The 17,615-nt window shown below is 63.6% G+C and carries 19 protein-coding genes; 8 read left to right on the plus strand and 11 right to left on the minus strand.

Translation table 11 applies throughout. The annotated features are described in order from the left end of the window. On the minus strand, window positions 1-521 hold a 521-nt coding region (locus RWT78_RS19885; protein ID WP_314677588.1), incomplete at its 3' end, for a M17 family peptidase N-terminal domain-containing protein. 158 nt (window positions 522-679) lie between these two features. On the opposite strand from RWT78_RS19885, the gene gcvT reads away from it, so the two are divergent. Then, the gene (gene gcvT, locus RWT78_RS19890) at window positions 680-1,780 is read left to right on the plus strand and encodes a glycine cleavage system aminomethyltransferase GcvT (RefSeq protein WP_003941726.1); all 1,101 of its coding nucleotides are present in this window, start codon (window positions 680-682) and stop codon (window positions 1,778-1,780) included. Window positions 1,781-1,812: 32 nt separating this feature from the next. Continuing rightward, the gene (locus RWT78_RS19895; protein ID WP_003941766.1) at window positions 1,813-2,916 is read left to right on the plus strand and encodes a branched-chain amino acid aminotransferase; all 1,104 of its coding nucleotides are present in this window, start codon (window positions 1,813-1,815) and stop codon (window positions 2,914-2,916) included. Here RWT78_RS19895 and RWT78_RS19900 read toward each other — a convergent pair. The 6 genes from RWT78_RS19900 to RWT78_RS19925 form a co-directional block, all read right to left on the minus strand. Further along, window positions 2,910-3,731: a dienelactone hydrolase family protein gene (locus RWT78_RS19900; protein ID WP_314677589.1), complete on the minus strand. Its 822-nt coding sequence runs from the start codon at window positions 3,729-3,731 to the stop codon at window positions 2,910-2,912. The two genes, RWT78_RS19895 and RWT78_RS19900, sit on opposite strands and share 7 nt — an antisense overlap. A gap of 123 nt (window positions 3,732-3,854) precedes the next feature. After that, the gene (locus RWT78_RS19905) at window positions 3,855-4,829 is read right to left on the minus strand and encodes a GlxA family transcriptional regulator (RefSeq protein ID WP_064689155.1); all 975 of its coding nucleotides are present in this window, start codon (window positions 4,827-4,829) and stop codon (window positions 3,855-3,857) included. A 9-nt stretch (window positions 4,830-4,838) separates the two neighbouring features. Beyond that, window positions 4,839-5,606: an adenosylcobinamide-GDP ribazoletransferase gene (locus RWT78_RS19910; RefSeq protein ID WP_082845758.1), complete on the minus strand. Its 768-nt coding sequence runs from the start codon at window positions 5,604-5,606 to the stop codon at window positions 4,839-4,841. Window positions 5,607-5,608: 2 nt separating this feature from the next. Continuing rightward, complete coding sequence (gene cobT, locus RWT78_RS19915) at window positions 5,609-6,667, minus strand: nicotinate-nucleotide--dimethylbenzimidazole phosphoribosyltransferase (RefSeq protein WP_232816931.1); 1,059 nt, start codon at window positions 6,665-6,667, stop codon at window positions 5,609-5,611. A gap of 122 nt (window positions 6,668-6,789) precedes the next feature. Then, window positions 6,790-7,377, minus strand: a complete 588-nt coding sequence (gene cobU / locus RWT78_RS19920) for a bifunctional adenosylcobinamide kinase/adenosylcobinamide-phosphate guanylyltransferase (RefSeq protein ID WP_054828420.1) — start codon at window positions 7,375-7,377, stop codon at window positions 6,790-6,792. 2 nt (window positions 7,378-7,379) lie between these two features. Further along, window positions 7,380-8,036: a DUF3043 domain-containing protein gene (locus tag RWT78_RS19925; protein WP_007730051.1), complete on the minus strand. Its 657-nt coding sequence runs from the start codon at window positions 8,034-8,036 to the stop codon at window positions 7,380-7,382. 134 nt (window positions 8,037-8,170) lie between these two features. On the opposite strand from RWT78_RS19925, the gene RWT78_RS19930 reads away from it, so the two are divergent. The 3 genes from RWT78_RS19930 (at window position 8,171) to RWT78_RS19940 (ending at window position 10,913) form a co-directional block, all read left to right on the plus strand. After that, window positions 8,171-9,238 carry a glycerate kinase gene (locus RWT78_RS19930; protein WP_314677599.1) on the plus strand — a complete coding sequence of 356 codons (1,068 nt, stop codon included), beginning with the start codon at window positions 8,171-8,173 and terminating at the stop codon, window positions 9,236-9,238. 150 nt (window positions 9,239-9,388) lie between these two features. Next, window positions 9,389-9,739, plus strand: a complete 351-nt coding sequence (locus RWT78_RS19935; RefSeq protein WP_007730053.1) for an iron-sulfur cluster assembly accessory protein — start codon at window positions 9,389-9,391, stop codon at window positions 9,737-9,739. Between the two features lie 196 nt (window positions 9,740-9,935). Next, a complete protein-coding gene (locus tag RWT78_RS19940; RefSeq protein ID WP_003941700.1) occupies window positions 9,936-10,913 on the plus strand; it encodes a carbohydrate kinase family protein in 978 nt (325 codons plus the stop codon). 63 nt (window positions 10,914-10,976) lie between these two features. Here RWT78_RS19940 and asnB read toward each other — a convergent pair whose 3' ends face one another. Next, on the minus strand, window positions 10,977-12,902 hold the full coding sequence (gene asnB / locus RWT78_RS19945; RefSeq protein ID WP_314677603.1) for an asparagine synthase (glutamine-hydrolyzing): 1,926 nt from the start codon (window positions 12,900-12,902) through the stop codon (window positions 10,977-10,979). 319 nt (window positions 12,903-13,221) lie between these two features. Between asnB and RWT78_RS19950 the strand changes: the two genes are divergently transcribed. Together RWT78_RS19950 and RWT78_RS19955 are read left to right on the plus strand one after the other, a co-directional pair. Continuing rightward, window positions 13,222-14,286: a cytochrome c oxidase subunit II gene (locus RWT78_RS19950; RefSeq protein ID WP_030537048.1), complete on the plus strand. Its 1,065-nt coding sequence runs from the start codon at window positions 13,222-13,224 to the stop codon at window positions 14,284-14,286. A 39-nt stretch (window positions 14,287-14,325) separates the two neighbouring features. After that, complete coding sequence (locus tag RWT78_RS19955) at window positions 14,326-14,742, plus strand: cytochrome c oxidase subunit 4 (protein WP_003941723.1); 417 nt, start codon at window positions 14,326-14,328, stop codon at window positions 14,740-14,742. Window positions 14,743-14,851: 109 nt separating this feature from the next. Here the strand turns inward: RWT78_RS19955 and RWT78_RS19960 are convergent, their stop codons facing one another. Beyond that, on the minus strand, window positions 14,852-15,241 hold the full coding sequence (locus RWT78_RS19960; RefSeq protein ID WP_030537047.1) for a DUF3224 domain-containing protein: 390 nt from the start codon (window positions 15,239-15,241) through the stop codon (window positions 14,852-14,854). A gap of 66 nt (window positions 15,242-15,307) precedes the next feature. On the opposite strand from RWT78_RS19960, the gene RWT78_RS19965 reads away from it, so the two are divergent. Next, a complete protein-coding gene (locus RWT78_RS19965; protein WP_003941710.1) occupies window positions 15,308-15,604 on the plus strand; it encodes an antibiotic biosynthesis monooxygenase in 297 nt (98 codons plus the stop codon). A 149-nt stretch (window positions 15,605-15,753) separates the two neighbouring features. Here the strand turns inward: RWT78_RS19965 and RWT78_RS19970 are convergent, their stop codons facing one another. Both RWT78_RS19970 and RWT78_RS19975 read right to left on the minus strand, forming a co-directional pair. Continuing rightward, window positions 15,754-17,358 carry a cytochrome bc complex cytochrome b subunit gene (locus RWT78_RS19970; RefSeq protein WP_314677613.1) on the minus strand — a complete coding sequence of 535 codons (1,605 nt, stop codon included), beginning with the start codon at window positions 17,356-17,358 and terminating at the stop codon, window positions 15,754-15,756. Window positions 17,359-17,417: 59 nt separating this feature from the next. Beyond that, on the minus strand, window positions 17,418-17,615 hold a 198-nt coding region (locus RWT78_RS19975; RefSeq protein WP_314677607.1), incomplete at its 5' end, for a Rieske (2Fe-2S) protein.

Genomic DNA, 17,615 nt, shown 5'->3' on the forward strand with positions numbered 1-17,615 from the left:
GCTTTGGTCTCCTTCGTGCGCGGCGACGGCACCAGAAGTTCGACGCGGGCCAGTGGCTGCGAATCGGGACCGGGAGCCGTCATGGACGACTTGAATTCGGTGAAGCTGTACGCGCCCAACGCAAATCCCTCGGCGGCTGCACCGAGGTCGAGGATCGAGAGCGTGGTTGCGACGGTGTCGATGCCGGACAACGAGCGAGCTGCGGCGCCGGCGGACTTACGGATCTGCTCGCTGCCGAGCTTGTCGGCAGAGCCGAGTCCGACGGCGAGAACGCTGGTGACCGACAGTTCGCTCGGTGCCGGGACACGATTGAGCTGCTCGGGCTTGCCGGTGGCGCCGACGGCGATGAGGCTGTCCAGGATCTCGGCGAGTACGTCTTCGGCGACGATGCCTTCGCTGAGTGCGATTTCGGGGCCGTCCGGACCCGACGTCAGACCGACGACCAGTATCTCTGCGCGCTTGGCGACTGTGCCGGCGAGAACGAGGTCGGGTCCCAACGATCGGGCTGTGCGAGTGCTCAAGGTGTCTCCTGTGAGGTGAGTGTGCGATGCGTCCGGTTCTGGCGGATGCCTGAGTCGATGTTAGGCCCTTTGCAGTTTGCGGACGGGCGATCGTCACGGCCGGGTGAGCTCTCGCTGCGGACATGTTTCGATCGGCGAAGTCCGATAGGTTGTGGGCCATGACCGACGAACAACTGTTGCAGGGCCCGATCCACCCCGTCCACGTCGAACTCGGCGCGACGTTCGCGCCGTTCGGGGGATGGCAGATGCCGGTTTCGTACGCCGGCGTCGTGGCCGAACACACCTCTGTGCGTGAGAATGTCGGACTCTTCGACGTCAGTCACCTCGGCAAGGCCGTCGTGCGTGGCGCGGGCGCCGCGGAATTCGTGAACTCCGCACTGACCAACGATTTGAACAAGATCGGGCCGGGTAAGGCTCAGTACACGTTGTGCTGCAACGAGTCCGGTGGTGTCATCGACGACCTCATTGCGTACTACGTCAGCGACGACGAAATCTTCCTCGTCCCGAACGCAGCCAATACCGCGGACGTCGTTGCGGCTCTGGTCGCCCTCGCACCGGACGGAATCACCGTCGAGGATCAGCATCGTGCCTACGGTGTGCTGGCTGTGCAGGGTCCGAAATCGGTGGCGGTTCTGACCGCTCTGGGACTTCCCACCGAGATCGAGTACATGGCGTACGAAGATGCGGAATGGAACGGCGTGCCTGTTCGTGTGTGCCGCAGCGGTTACACCGGTGAGGTCGGCTACGAACTCCTGCCGCGGTGGGAGGACAGCGAGCCGTTGTTCCGCGCGCTTCTCGAGGCAGTGCGCGCCGAGGGTGGGCAGGCCGCCGGACTCGGCGCTCGTGACACTCTTCGTACCGAGATGGGTTATCCGCTGCACGGGCATGAGCTTTCGCTCGAGATTTCTCCGCTCGAAGCGCGCTGCGGATGGGCGATCGGTTGGAAGAAGCCGACATTCTGGGGCAAAGAGACCTTGACCGACGAGAAGGCTGCCGGCCCGGCTCGCAAACTCTGGGGGATCAAGGCTCTCGATCGCGGCGTGCTTCGTGCCGGCCTCGGTGTTCTGCGTGACGGCGAGGCAATCGGCGAGACCACCTCGGGGACGTTTTCGCCTTCGCTCAAAGTGGGAATTGCGTTGGCGCTCCTCGATTCCGGTGCCAATGTCTCGGCCGGCGACGAGATCGAAGTCGACGTCCGTGGTCGTGCTCTTCGGTGCGTCGTGGTGTCTCCTCCGTTCGTGGAGACCAACACCAAGTAGAGAGCTTTTTCACGTTCGATAGGATTGCGCCCATGACAGGTGCCGCCGATTTCGTTCGTGTTCAGAGCTCGTCCCCGAAGTCCGACGCCGAGCGCCGTGACATTTTGGCGGCGCCCGGCTTCGGGCGGCACTTCACCGACCACATGGTCTCGATCGACTACACCGCGGGCAAGGGCTGGCACGACGCCCAGGTGTTGCCGTACGGAAACATCGAGCTCGATCCGGCCGCAATGGTTTTGCACTACGGACAGGCCATCTTCGAGGGCCTCAAGGCATACCGTCAGCCGGGTGGCGAGATCAGCTCGTTCCGCGTCGAGGCCAACGCCGAGCGTTTCGCGGCATCTGCGCGCCGTCTGGCCATGCCGGAGCTCCCGTCGCAGATGTTCATCGATTCCATCACCGAACTGATCGACGTCGATCTCGACTGGGTTCCCGCAGCCGGTGGCGAGGACGCGCTCTACCTCCGTCCGTTCATGTTCTCCACCGAAGCCGGACTCGGTGTCCGTCCCGCCGACGAGTACCGCTACCTGCTGATCGCCTCGCCTGCCGGTGCGTACTTCCCGCGCGGCGTCAAGCCGGTCAGTGTGTGGCTGTCCACCGAATACGTTCGCGCGGCCCCCGGCGGTACCGGCGCGGCCAAGTTCGCCGGCAACTACGCCGCTTCACTCCTCGCCCAGGCGCAAGCCGCCGACGAGGGTTGCGACCAGGTGGTCTGGCTCGACGCCATCGAGCGCACGTACGTCGAGGAAATGGGTGGAATGAACCTGTTCTTCGTCTTCGGCTCCGGCCCCGACGCTCGCCTCGTGACGCCGTCGCTGTCCGGTTCGTTGCTGCCCGGCATCACGCGCAACTCGTTGCTCGCCCTTGCCGCCGATTCCGGTTTCGCCGTCGAGGAGCGCAAGATCAGCACCGACGAATGGCGCACCAAGTGCAAGAGCGGTGAAATCACCGAGGTCTTCGCTTGCGGCACAGCAGCAGTCATCACCCCCGTCGGACGCGTCAAGTCCGCCGAGGGCGAGTTCACCATCGCCGACGGCGAGCCGGGTGAGGTGACGATGGCACTGCGCGACACCCTCACGGGTATCCAGCGCGGAACCTTCGCCGACACCCACGGCTGGATGACGAAACTTCACTGATCGCTGGTTCGTTCCGCGAGCAATCGCTCCCGGAAGAACTGCAGAATCTCGTCTCGTGCGACGGTGGTGGGCGATCCCGCCTCGTCGACGAGATGAGCCGTCACCACGCTGTGTGGATTGGCAATGACGTGTTCGAAGAACGGCGACGTTGTCGCGTTGGCCGCTTCGTCGGGTAGTACCTTCCCGACGAAGCGCTCGCCCAAGGCCTTCGAATAGGCGGCGAATCGTTGTGCGCGGCAGAACGAGTCACCTCGAAAGCGGTATGCAAGCACCGTGAGGTCTTCGGCCTCGAGTCTCGAGCGCACGGCTTCGAGTTCTTCGGGCCCGCTGTCGGTTTCGTCCGGTCGATCGAGCGGTAACGACGGTTGGGCGAGAACCGGCGCGATGACCGAGGGCTCGAGCATCATCGACAACGCGAAGTTACCGGTGAAGCACAGTCCGATCACGCCGACGCCAGGGCCGCCGCTCTCCTCATGGGCGGAAGCGGCGAGTGAACGCAGCCAACGGACCGCCGGACTCGGTTCATCGGCAGCGAGGGCGCGGAATTCTGCACTGACGCAGGCTCTCTTGAATACCGTCAGCCCCTCGTCCACTGTGGGGACCGCGCCGTCGCGCCCGAACAGTGACGGAACGAAGACAGTGAAACCGGCGTCGCGCACCCAGCGGGCGAATCGCGCTACATGCGGGCTGATGCCCGGCATCTCCGGCATGACGATTACTGCGGGACCGGTGCCGGCCACGTACACGGACTTCGCCACTGCGTCGATGGTGATCGTTCGACGGTCGAAGTCTTCGAGCGGATCGTCTTCGGTCATGCTCCGGTTCGGCACGGTGAGCCCTCTCAGTAGTCGAAACAATTCCTCTGCACAGTCTTTCGGCGCGGGATCGACTACAGAAGAGGGCGGTTCGCCATGTTTTCGGGCGGGCTCGCCTCGCACCTATCCGGCGCCGCCGTTGCGGAATCGCTTTCGGTAGTCGGCCGGGCTGATGCCGACGCGGTCGGTGAACAGGCGACGGAAGGTTCCAGGATCCTGATAGCCGATGTGCCCCAGGATCTTTCCGAGAGGCCAGTCGGTCGATTCCAACAACCGTTTCGCTTTTCGGATCCGTGCACGCTGCAGATAACTGCGCGGCGATTCCCCGGTCTCGTCCTTGAACTTCCGAAGCATGGTTCGGGTGCTGAGGTGAAAAGCACTCGACAGCAGATCCAAGTCGTAAGGTTCCGCCATCCGTTCGACCAGCCACCTTCCGACGTCGTCGGCAAACTGTGTGTGTTTGGCGGGCAGCATCGAGTCGAGGATGTACGGAGCTTGACTGGTTCGGTTTTCGGGCGCCAGCGTAATTCTTGCGGTCGTACGCGCAATCTTGTCGCCGAGATGCTCGCGCACGAGTGCTGTTGCGAGGTCGAGCGCGGCGGTGAACGCAGCAGTGGTGGTGACGCCGTCGTCCTGGACGATCAACGAGTCGGTTCGAACCGTCGCACCGGGGTAACGACTCGCGAGGTCCGCACCGTACAGCCACGACGTCGTACATCGGCGTCCGTCGAGCAGTCCCGCCTCGCCCAGCAGATACGCGCCGACGCAGACCGACGACACCCGAACGCCGCGCGCCTCGCACGCACGGATGAACTCGATTTCTCTGTCCCACAGCGACAAACGCGTCGCAGGGTCTTCGGACGGCACGAGTTCGAACCCCGGCACAACCAGGTGATCGATGTCGTGATGCCCCTCCTGCACGCCGAGCGAAAATCCACCTGCCGCAACGACGGGCGTGCGGGACGCTGCGATGACCGATACCTCGAAGGGGTCGGCGGGCGCTCCATCAGCGACGCGATTGGCGATCAGGAGAAGGTCGGTGAAAACGAAGATCTCGGCCGCGAGGCAACCTTCGTACGCAAGGACACCTACTCGCACGACGTCGGATCACAGTCCGAGAGTGAGGCCGACGGCCGTAAGCGTCACAGTGAGTTCGAGTGCGAATCCGAGAACGTCTCCGTTGAGTCCGCCGAATCTACGGACGCAGTGACGCACGCACAGCACACTGATCACCAGCGCCGACGCGGTCACGAGAGGGCCGAGCCACCACCGGTCGGTGGCAAAGCCGGAAGCGGCGATCAGCGGAACCGACCACACGATTGCGGCCCACAGCGGTTGTGAATCGGCGACGAGCGCACCGAATCCGCTCGGGCCAGACGCGAGAATACCTCGGCGGCAGGCAAAAACGACGGCCACACGACCCGCAGCGACAGATACGAGAACGGCGATCCACTGCGTGGGGGAGTCGGCAACAGCGAGGACGCCGAAGGAGACCGATTGCAGCCCGAGGAAGATGAACAGCGCCGCGACCCCGAACGGTCCGGCACCGCCGCTGTGCATGACCTCGCGGGCGCGCTCCGGTGGACCGTAACAACCCAGTCCGTCGACGGAGTCTGCCAGTCCGTCCACGTGCATCCCGCGTGTCCCGAGAGCGAGCGCACCGACCGTCAGCAAGCCTGCGAGATAGGGATTCAGGCCGATACTGGTTGTGCCCCAGAGCAGAAACGTCGCGGCAATGCCGAGAGCGATCCCGGTGAGCGGAGCTGCCGCGATGGCGCGACGGCCGGCAGTTCGGTCGATGTCGGAGGGACCACGAACCGGAAGGACCGTCAGCCACGAGAAGGCCAGTGGCACTCCGGACAGCGGGCCCGCCACCCTCACTCCGCCGTATCGGTCTTGGTCAGGTCGATCGACTCGGGTTCGTCGGCAGGTGCGCTGCCCTGAGTGCTGACACCGGCTTCGGAGAATGTCGCCATCTTGCCCAGGATTGCCACTGCGCCCTGAAGAATCGGGAGCGCTGTGACTGCGCCTGAACCTTCACCGAGACGCATGTCGAACTCGACGATCGGGTCGAGACCCATGCGGGTCAATGCGATGGTGTGGGCGGGTTCGGTGGAGCGGTGTCCGGCGACCCACCATTCACGTGCGCCGAAAGCCAGTTCGTCGGCAACCATGGCGGCTGCGGTGACCACTACGCCGTCGAGGATCACCGGCGTACGACGCGAAGCTGCCTGGGCCAGAAAGCCGGCCATCGCGGCGAGGTCGGCACCCGAAGACGTGCGCAGCAGCGCGACTGTGTCGCGAACGTGCGGACGGGCACGCCGGAGAGCGTCGCGAATCGCTGCGGTCTTGCGGATCCATCCGGCGTCGTCGATACCGGTACCTCGACCCACGACCGCGACGGGTTCACTGTCCGTGAGTGCGGCGATGAGTACGGTTGCGGGCGTCGTATTGCCGATGCCCATGTCGCCGGCGATGAGAAGATCTGCGCCCCCGTCGATTTCCTCGTCCGCGATCGCTCGGCCGGCGGCGATGGCCTGAAGGGTTTCCTCGTTCGACATGGCGTCTTCGCGGTCGATGGACCCGGAAGACCTGCGCACCTTGTGGTTCGAGACGGACGGATCGGTATCGCCGTCCACTGCGATGTCGACGACGCGTACCGTGGCGCCGGCAACCTCGGCGAGGACGTTGACTGCCGCGCCGCCCCCGAGGAAGTTGGCGACCATCTGTGCGGTCACTTCCGGCGGATAGGCGGAGACGCCGTTGCGGGCGATTCCGTGATCACCCGCGAACACGACGACGCGAGGCCGAGCGAAAGCGTGTGGGGGACAAACTCCTTGGCAGGCTGATGCCCAGCCGGCGAGAGCCTCCAGTCGGCCCAGCGAACCGGCCGGCTTGGTCAGATCACGCTGACGCGCATCGGCCTGCGCTCGCACCTCGCGGTCGGGCGGGGTGACGGGTTCGAAGTCGGCGCTACTGACTGGCGCGACGTCAGGGTTGGAAGCTGGGTTGGCAACTGGATTCGCCCCTGAAATGGCCCCTGGATTGGCCTCGGTACTCACATCGTGCCTTCCGGTTGTGCAGCAGTATCTTTCAAGATGAGCGGTAACCCTGCAACCACTAGTACGACACGATCGCACACCGCGGCGATACGAGCGTTGAGAGTGCCGATCTCGTCGCGGAACAATCGTCCGGACCGCGTCTCGGGGATGACGGCCAAACCCACTTCGGGGCTGACCAGCACCAGGTGTCCACGATAGTTCTCGACACTGGCGACCAGGCTGTCCGCAGCGGGAGTGACGGTGCCGCGCGGAGCGTCCCAGGCGCCTTGCCGATCGAGTTCCGTGGTCAGCCACGTTCCCAGATCGTCGACCAACGTCGCTGTGTGTGAATCGCTTTCGAGCTGTGCCGCGAGGTCGCCGGCATCTGCGGTTTCGACAGTCGACCAATGGGAAGGCCGCCTGTTGCGGTGCTGGTCGATCCGGCTCTCCCAGTCTGCGTCGGAGACATCGCGCCTTGCCGTCGCCAGGTACCGGATCGGTGCCGAACTTTCGGGTAGGTGGCCTCCACAAACCAAATCCTCGGCGTGCGCGGACTTACCAGACCGCGCGCCGCCGAGGACCAATGTTCTATACGTGTTCGTCACGCTCAGATTGCGTCGCCCGGCCCCACACGAGGCTTCGGTGCGCGCAGCTTACGGATCTGCGACGCGCGAACGAACGCGTACCAGCCGAGCTTGAATCCGCCGTCGGTGCTGTCGGGGAAGCGCTCGGCGACGCGGTTGTTGATCATGCGACCGAGCCAGATGCCTTCACCGACCATGAAGAGCATCATCACGAGCATTGCCAGTGTGACGATCTGCTGGAGCGCGGGCGTGACGAACATGGTCATGATGAGGATCAACGCGAGCGGCATGAACAGCCCGACGAGGTTGCGGCGAGCGTCGATGAAGTCACGGACGTAGGCGCGAACCGGTCCCTTGTCGCGGGGGAGCAGGTACTTGTCCTCGCCGGCGAGCATGCGGGCGCGGCGGTCTGCCGACGATGCGCGACGCTCGGCGGCTTCGGCCTTGCGGTCCTCCTTGGAGCCGCGGGTCGCCTTGCGGCGGGCGCGGGCTTCCTTCGCGGTCAGCGGGGCAGGGGCAACGGGGCCACGCCTCTTCGCCTCGGCGTCACGACGCTTGGGTGTGGGGCGGCCCTTGCCCACCTGCTCGATGGGCGCCTCTTCGGAGGCCGAGGATGCCTCAGTGCCCTCGACGTCACGTTTGTCGGAGTTGTCTGAGTCACCGCGGCGTAGCAATTTCACACCTCCAGGCTATTGGATAAGTGCACGGTCTGGGAAACCGACCTCGGTCTTTCTGAAAAACCCAATCGCCCGAGGCACTGAAACGCGCGAGATCGTGAAACATCGGGGTCATTCGGGACTCTTAGACTTCGGTTATGCGGGTAATAGTTGCTCCGGATTCATTCGGCGAAACCCTGACTGCCGTCGCGGCGGCCGAATCCATTTCTGCCGGCTGGCGGCGCGGTCGACCCGGCGACGACGTCGTCATCGCGCCACAATCCGACGGTGGTCCGGGATTCGTCGACGTCTTGGCCACGGTCGGGGGCGACATCCGGACTGCACGGGTGTCCGGGCCTTTGACCGCCGCCGTCGACGCCACGTGGCTGTTCGAGTCGGACACGGCGTACATCGAGTCCGCCGAGGCCGTCGGGCTCGGCCTGCTCGGAGGTCCGCCGACGCGGGGCACCGCACTCGCCGCGCACAGTCGCGGCGTGGGAGAGCTGATCGCTGTCGCGCTCGAGGCAGGCGTGAAGACGGTTGTCGTCGGACTCGGTGGGAGTTGCTGCACCGACGGGGGACGTGGACTGGTGGAGGCGCTGGGCGGCCTGGAGGCTGCAACGGCGGCTACGGCAGGCATTCAGTTGGTCGCCGCCACCGACGTCGAACACGTACTTCTCGGCGAGCACGGTGCGGCAGCGGTGTTCGGCCCGCAAAAGGGCGCCGACGCCGAAGCCGTCGCAGTCCTCGAAGCGAGCAACGCGAGATGGGCCGAACAGTTGGAGTCCGTCACCGGAAAACGAGTGTCGAATTTTCCGGGTGCCGGCGCCGCGGGTGGTATCGGTGCCGCGCTCTTTGCGCTCGGTGCACAGCGGCGATCCGGGGCCGACGTCGTCGCGGATCGCACCGGACAGGCCGCGCTACTGGCTTCCGCTGACCTGGTGATCACAGGCGAAGGCAAGTTCGACCACCAATCTCTGCGCGGCAAACTCGTCACAACGCTCGCTTCGGCGGGGGCAGCGCACGGCGTTCCGACGCTCGTCTTTGCCGGCCAGGTGACGCTCGACGAGGCGGACTATGCGTCGACCTCGATAGTCGCGGCGAAGTCGGTGACGGATTTCGCCGGGTCGGTGGAACGTGCGATGGAGGAGGCGTCGGCGTGTCTCGAGGGACTCGCCGAACACACGGCGCGCGAGTGGAACTTCTGGCGCGGCGTCCGGAGGTGAGGATCCACAAGCGCCGACGCGCCGTTGCCGTGTCTGGAAGACCGGATAGGATGAAGACGAATCGCACCCGGTAAAGGACTGGCGGGAATAAGTCGGCAGCGGCGTACCGTTGAAGCGTTCACGGGTTGGTACGAACATTAGGGAGAGCCCATGACTGTGCAGAACGAGACCGCCACCCACGGCGTCAAGATGACCGAGGCCGCGTCCGCCAAGGCGAAGGCACTCTTCGATCAGGAGGGTCGCGACGACCTCGCGCTGCGTATCGCAGTGCAGCCCGGCGGCTGTGCCGGACTGAAGTACCAGCTGTTCTTCGACGACCGCACGCTCGACGGTGACCTCACTGTCGACTTCAACGGCGTCAACCTGGTTGTCGACCGGATGAGCGCGCCGTACGTCGAAGGTGCGTCCATCGACTTCCTCGACACCATCGAGCAGCAGGGCTTCTCGATCGACAACCCCAATGCAACAGGCTCCTGCGCCTGCGGTGACTCGTTCAACTGAGTCTGTCGATCACAACTCAATTCACGAACAACTGACGCGGAACCGACATTCGGTTTCGCGTCAGTTGTTTGTGGTGACTCGTACGTAGACCGTTCCGATCCGACAGCTCGGGCGCCGATGACGGCGCTACGGGCGGTAACGTGAACTTTTGCTCCTCTTTCATTCTTGTACTCACTTCGCTGAAAGGCCACGATCCGTGACTATTGCGGTAACCGGTTCCATCGCCACCGACCACTTGATGCGCTTCCCCGGCCGCTTCGCCGATCAGCTCCTCGCCGATCAGCTCGCCCACGTTTCGCTGAGTTTCCTGGTCGACGATCTCGTGATTCGCCGCGGTGGTGTCGGCGGCAACATCGCTTACGCCATGGGCGTGCTCGGTGGGTCCCCGCTACTCGTCGGCGCAGTCGGTGCCGACTTCGCCGAGTACCGCACGTGGCTCGAGGACAACGGCGTCGACTGCAGCGCGGTCCGTATCTCGGACAAGGCACATACGGCGCGTTTCGTGTGCACCACCGACGAGGACATGGCGCAGATCGCGTCGTTCTACCCCGGTGCGATGAGCGAGGCTCGCGAGATCGAACTCGCGGCAGTGGCCAAGACTGCGGGCGCAGTCGAGTTGGTGCTGATCGGCGCCAACGACCCCGAGGCCATGGTTCGCCATACCGACGAATGCCGTCTGCTCGGGATTCCGTTCGCAGCGGATCCGTCGCAGCAGCTTGCCCGCCTGTCCGGTGACGAGGCCAAGGCGCTCATTCACGGCGCGAAGTACTTGTTCACCAACGAGTACGAGTGGGGTCTGCTTCAGCAGAAGACTGGTCTGAGCGAGGAAGAGATCCGCGCGCAGGTCGGCATCCGTGTCACCACCCTCGGCTCCAAGGGTGTGGAAATTGTTGACGCCGAAGGTAATTGGGTGCGCGTCGACGTAGTGCCCGAGACCGGCAAGGTGGATCCGACGGGCGTTGGTGACGGCTTCCGCGCCGGGTTCCTGCTCGCACACGGCGCCGGTCTGAGCTTCGAGCGTGCTGCACAGTTGGGATCTTTGGTCGCTGTGTTGATTCTCGAGACCGTGGGAACGCAGGAGTGGGTGTTCAATCGCGACGAGGCACTCAAGCGCCTTACCGACGCATACGGCAGCGCGGCAGCGGACGAGATCGCGACGATCCTGCCGAAGTAGGGCTCCGCCCCGTGAGTGGTTGAGGAGTCCGGAGACTCCCTAACCGCTCACGGGGCCGAAGGCCTAGATATTGACCGGGTACACCGGCTCCTGGATCTGCGGCACGATGCGCTTCTCCACGAAGATTCCGTGCCAGACCATGAAGGTCAGGACGGTCCACAGGCGTCGGCTGTGGTCGGACACGCCCTCGCGGTGATCGTTGAGCATCTTCACGACGGCCTGCTTGTCGAAGATGTGGTCGGTACCCGACTCCTCGATCTGCAGATGTGCCCAGTCGAAGAGTTCGGTGCCGCGCAGCCAATGGCGCAGGGGAACCGGGAATCCGAGCTTCGCACGGTGCAGAACAAGGTGCGGCACAATGCCTTCCAGGGCCTGGCGCAGTGCGTACTTGGTCGTGTCCTTCGTGATCTTCTGATCGAGCGGTACGCGTGACGCGACGTCGAAGACCTCGGGATCGAGGAACGGCACACGCAGTTCCAGCGAGTTGGCCATCGTCATCTTGTCTGCCTTGACGAGGATGTCGCCGCGCAGCCAGGTGAACAGGTCGAGATGCTGCATCCGCGCAACCGGATCCCAGTCCCGTGACTGCGCGTAGATCGGCGCAGTGACGTCCTGGTGAGTCCACTCGGGGCGGAAATCGCGCAGGACGGCGCGGAGCTGGGCGTCGTTGAAGCTACGAGCATTTCCGTAGTAGCGCTCCTCGAGCGTCAAGGAACCGCGGTTGAGCAGACTCTTGCCGCGAGTGCCGTCCGGGATGCGTTCGGACAACTTGCCGGCAGCCCGACGCAGTCCCTTGGGGAGGTACTCGAAAGGCTTGAGCGACAACGGCTCACGGTAGATCGTGTAGCCGCCGAACAGCTCGTCGGCACCCTCGCCGGACAGCACGACCTTGACGTGCTTGCGCGCTTCCTTCGCGATGAACCACAGCGGAATCAATGCCGGATCGGCCACCGGGTCGTCGAGGTACCAGACGATCTCGGGAATGGCAGCGGCGAACTCGGCGGGGGAGACCACCTTGACGACGTGCTTCGCGCCGATCGCTGCGGCGGATTCTGCAGCAACGTCGACCTCGGAATAGCCCTCACGTTCGAAACCTGTCGTGAAGGTGATCAGGTTGGGGTTGTGGCGCATCGCCAGCGCCGCGATCGCCGTGGAGTCGATACCACCGGACAAGAACGAACCGACGGTGACGTCGGCGCGCATGTGCTTGGCGACCGAATCCTCGAGTGCCTCGGCGATTTCCTGGTAGCGCGCCTTCTCGGTGCCAGGTGCAAAAGGCTTGGCCGGGAACTTCGGCGTGAAATACCGCGTGAACGTGGGCTCCTCGCCCGGACGCACCCGAGCGAAGCTGCCCGACTCCAGGCGTCGGATCTGCTTGTGCAGTGTTTCCGGCTCCGGTACGTACTGCAGAACGGTGTAGTGCTCGATGGCACGCGGATCCAGCTCGGTACCGATGCCGATCAGATCGGTGAGTTCGAGCAGGCTCTTCTTCTCGCTGCCGAACGCGGTGCCGCCGGCGCCGGTCGCGATGAACAGCGGCTTGATCCCGAACGGATCGCGCGCGATGAACAGCTCGCGTGTGTCGGTGTCCCAGATCGCGAACGCGAACATTCCGCGCAGGCGCCGGACCGCGTCCTCACCCCAGTAGTGGAATGCAGCGACGATGGCCTCGGAGTCGCCCTCGGTGAAGAACTTGGCGTCGTGGTCCTTGACCAGTTCGGCGCGGATCTCCAAGTAGTTGTAGATCTCGCCGTTGAACGTGAGCGCATAACGCTCCGGGTTCTCCGGTGGGCCCCAACGCAGCGGCTGGTGGGAATGAGCGATGTCGATGATCGCCAGGCGGTTGAACCCGAAGACGAGGTGATCGTCGTTCCACGTCCCGTGTTCGTCCGGCCCGCGGTGACGAAGGCAATGCATCGCCTGGTCGACCCGCGAGACGGCGTCCTCGCTGGTTCCGCCAGATGTCAGTAGCCCGAGCAGTCCACACACAGCGTCCGGTTCCTCGATTCAGAATTTTTGTACAGAAGGCTCCCGGACACGAGTGTCGGGGAGAGGTCAACGAACTCTTGACGAAAGTATGCCGCAGATCGACGTCCCTGCCGATCGCGGCGGAACGAATCGACGTGATGTGCGTCGCCGAAACGACCTGAGCCGTTCCTGAGCAGCACCTGAGAGAGCTGTGTGACGTCCGCCGCGACACGGGCGAGGACCCGAGGATGGATAGCGCCCGGCTTTGGTCTACGCTGCGTAGTAATTGGGCCTTCCCTCCGGGCATGCCCTAGTTGAATTTTGTGGCGATCAGGAAGGCGTGAACGTGGCGCAAGGTCGGATCCTTCGGCGAGCGGGGCTGGCAGTATCTCTGGGCATTGCTGCCTTGCTGCTGTCGGGTTGCTCCATCGACAACGAAGTGCTTCGTTTCGGGTGGCCTTCGGGCATCACCCCGGAGGCGACGCGCATGCGTGAGCTGTGGACGTGGTCGGTTGTAGCCGCCCTCGTCATGGGTGTGCTGGTGTGGGGGTTGGTCTTCTGGGCCGTCATCTTCCACCGCAAGAAGAAGGACTCGCCGGAATTCCCGCGTCAGACGGCATACAACGTGCCGCTCGAACTCGGTTACACGGCAGTTCCCTTCGTCATCATCGCGGTTCTCTTCTACTTCACCGTCATCGTTCAGAACCATGTTCTGGACAAGACGGACAATCCTGACGTCGTCGTAGACGTCACGGCCTTCCAGTGGAACTGGAAGTTCGGCTACCGCTCCATCGAGTTCGGTGACGGCTCCGCCAAGTACAACGGAATCGACGTCGAGGCCGAAGAGGCTGCAAAGACCGAGGGCTCCACCGTGAACGAACACGGGGAAGAAGTCCCCGGCCCGATCCACGGCAACAGCACCGAGGACCTGAGCTACCTGCACTACGACAAGATCGAGACCGTCGGCTCCAGCCAGGAGATCCCGATCCTCGTTCTGCCCACCGGCAAGCGGATCCAGTTCGAACTTGCTTCCTCGGACGTCATCCACGCTTTCTGGGTGCCTGAGTTCCTGTTCAAGCGTGACGTTCTCCCGAACCCCAAGGAGAACCACTCGGACAACATCTTCCAGATCAGTGAGATCGAGAAGGAAGGCGCGTTCGTCGGGCGTTGTGCAGAAATGTGTGGCACGTTCCACGCGATGATGAACTTCGAGGTTCGTGCGGTTTCGCCGGAGGACTTCGCCAAGTACATCGAACTGCGCAAGGGTGACGCGGAGGGCAAGGGTGGTCTGACGACCGCTGAGGCTCTGCAGGCAATCGGTCAGTCGCCGGTGGCTACGTCGACCACGCCGTTCAACACCGACCGCGAGTACCGTCAGGCAACCGTCGCCACTGCAGGCAACTGAGCCGGCCAGCCTCTTCACTGAACAAGGACAAGTGCTGATATGAAGATCGAAGCCAAGCTCTTCGAGATCCTGACGATGTTCTTCATTCTCGTCGCGATCATCTACGGAGTGTTCACCGCTCTGTCACGCACAGGTATCGAGTGGGCCGGACTGACGGCCATCGTCCTGTCTGCAGGTCTGACGCTCATCGTGGGTACCTACTTCCGCTTCGTCGCCCGTCGTCTGGACACCCGTCCCGAGGACTACGACGACGCTGAAATCTCGGATGGTGCAGGAGAACTGGGCTTCTTCAGCCCGGGTAGCTTCTGGCCGATCCTGCTTGCCGCTGCTGCTGCACTCGCGGCAGTGTCGCTGGCGTACTTCCAGCCGTGGCTCATCGCAGTCGCAGTTGTCTGTGTGCTCGCCGCAGCCGCAGGCCTGGTGTTCGAGTACTACACCGGACCCGAGAAGCACTAGTTTCACCCGCACTCGAACAGAGGCGCCGCACCCACCCGGGTACGGCGCCTCTGTTGTCGTTTATGTGAGTTTCGGTGGTAGGAGGGTGCCTGTCAACAACCGCTCTCTGTCAATCGTGGAGCGAGTATTCGAGGTCGTAGCGGTGCAGACCGTCGACGACCTCCAGCTCGAGAGTGCCTGCGATGCCCTTCAACTCGCCGGTTCCGGACCCCGGCACGATCTCGTACAGAAGCTTCTGCGTTCCGTCGATCATCTGACCGAACTGCTGCAGGGCGAACGATCCCACAGCTTCGTCGACCTGCCCCGTGACAAACTCCAAAGCGACATAGCCCGCTGCACCGGCTGTCGGATCGCCCGCGGACAGCATCAGGCCGGACGACGTGCCCTCGACGCCGCCGATGAACGTCTTGTCGAACTCGAAGCGTCCGACGCGTCCGGAGAGCTCAGGATCGGCGGGGCGAAGATCGATCTCGAAGGTGCCGCGTGCATGGGATGTCATGGTCCGAGTATCTCACCAGGCGACAACGCCTCGAGGGGACTCCCGAGAACGTGCAACACTCGGTAGATGATTCTCGAACATGCCGTCCTGCAGGTCGATCCGTCGCAGTCAGCGCAATTCGAGGCCGCATTCGACGTGGCCCGAACCATCATCTCCGAGGTTCCCGGATTCATCAGGCTGCGGCTCTCGCACTGCCTGGAATCACCGGAGCGATATCTCCTGCTGGTCGAGTGGGAAGACGTGGAGTCACACACCATCGGGTTCCGTAAGTCGCCAGGATACGAGAAGTGGCGAGAACTTCTCCATCACTTCTACGAGCCGTTCCCGACGGTGGAGCACTATTCGACTGTGCTCGAGGTCTAGCAAAGCGTAGTGCCTGCTGTTGTCGGCGCTCAGACGACGAACCGGGGGAGTGGTGCCCACTTGGAGGTTGTCCATACTGAATCGCTCAGAGAACGAGTGAGGCCCCGAACCGGACTCCGGTTCGGGGCCTCACGGGGCAACTGAAGTTATTAGTGGGGTTCTCCACTGGAACCATCGGACTTGCCGTTGGTTCGGTTCTGGTAGTCCAGAAGGATCTGAAGCTGCTCGTGCTCAGCTTCGTGATGAGCGGCTTCGAGAGCCTCGCTCTCCTCGACTGGGTCAGCGGTGATCAGGCTACCGCTACCGGGCTTGCCGGCGAGGCCGAGCTTGTTCATCTTCTTCGGGACAGCAGCACCCTGGTACTCGAGCGGGATCGGGTGTCCGTGCTCGTCGACGGGGCCGAGCGGCTGGTGGATCTCGATGTACTGGCCGTTCGGCATCCGCTTGATGATGCCGGTCTCGATGCCGTGTTCGAGGACTGCACGGTCACTGCGCTGCAGGCCGATGCAGAACCGGTAAGTCACGAAGTACGCGATGGGCGGAAGGATGACCATGCCGATACGGCCGATCCACGTCATTGCGTTCAGCGAGATGTGCAGGTGGTACGCGATGATGTCGTTGATGCAGGAGATCGTGAGCACCAGGTAGAACGCGATGGACATCGCACCGATAGCGGTACGGACCGGCACGTCGCGCGGGCGCTGCAGGATGTTGTGGTGAGCGTCGTCTCCGGTGAGACGCTTCTCGATCCACGGGTACGCGATCAACAGTGCGAAGACGAGGCCCATGATCAGGGCGACGGCGAACACTGCAGGGATCGTGTACCGGTTGAACAGGTAGATCTCCCACGCCGGCCACAGTCGAGCAAGGCCGTCCGTCCACATCATGTAGATATCGGGCTGGGAACCTGCCGAGACCTGTGACGGGTTGTACGGACCGATGTTCCACACGGGGTTGATCTGGAACAGACCACCGAGCAGTGCGAGCACGCCGAAGGTCATGGCGAAGAACGCGCCACCCTTCATCGCGAAGACCGGGAGGATGCGGACGCCGACGACGTTCTGTTCCGTACGGCCGGGGCCGGGGAACTGCGTGTGCTTCTGGTACCAGACCAACGCGAGGTGGCCGGCGATCAGAGCCAGGATGATGCCCGGGAACAGCAGCACGTGAGCGACGTAGAGACGCGGGATGATGAGGTCGCCGGGGAAGTCGCCGTCGAAGATCAGCCAGTGCATCCAGGTACCGACGATCGGGATACTCATCGTGATACCACCGAAGGCGGCGCGGAGGCCGGTGCCCGAGAGCAGGTCGTCGGGGATGGTGTAACCGAAGAAGCCTTCGAACATCGCCAGGATGAGCAGCAGGCAGCCGATGACCCAGTTCGCTTCACGTGGGCGACGGAAGGCGCCGGTGAAGAAGATGCGAGCGAGGTGAACGATGATCGACGCCGCGAACATCAGTGCAGCCCAGTGGTGAATCTGGCGAACGAAGAGACCGCCGCGCACCTCGAAGGAGATGTTCAGGGTCGTCTCGTAGGCGCGAGACATCGTGACACCGCGAAGCGGCTGGTATGCGCCCTGGTAGACGACGTGTGCCATCGACGGATCGAAGAACAGCGTCAGGAACACACCGGAGATCAGCAGGATCACGAAGCTGTAGAGCGCGATCTCGCCGAGCATGAAGGACCAGTGCGTCGGGAAGACCTTGTTGATCTGCCGGCGCATGCCTGCGGCGAGGTGGTAGCGGGAGTCCATAGCCTCCGCTTGTCCAGCCGCTGCCGCGCTGATCTTGGACGGTTTGGTTGTTGTTGTGGTCACGGTCGACGCTCCCAAAATGCCGGGCCGAGTGCTTCGATGAAGTCACCGTCGGCGACCAGGAAGCCCTCTTCGTTCACTGTAATAGGCAACTGCGGAAGTGCGCGAGCAGCGGGACCGAAGATCGGCTTGCCGTAGGTCAGTGCGTCGAACTGCGACTGGTGGCAGGGGCACAGGATCCGGTTGGTTTGCGCCTC

The organism is uncultured Rhodococcus sp. (assembly GCF_963525155.1).
Taxonomy (GTDB): Bacteria; Actinomycetota; Actinomycetes; order Mycobacteriales; family Mycobacteriaceae; genus Rhodococcus_F; species Rhodococcus_F qingshengii.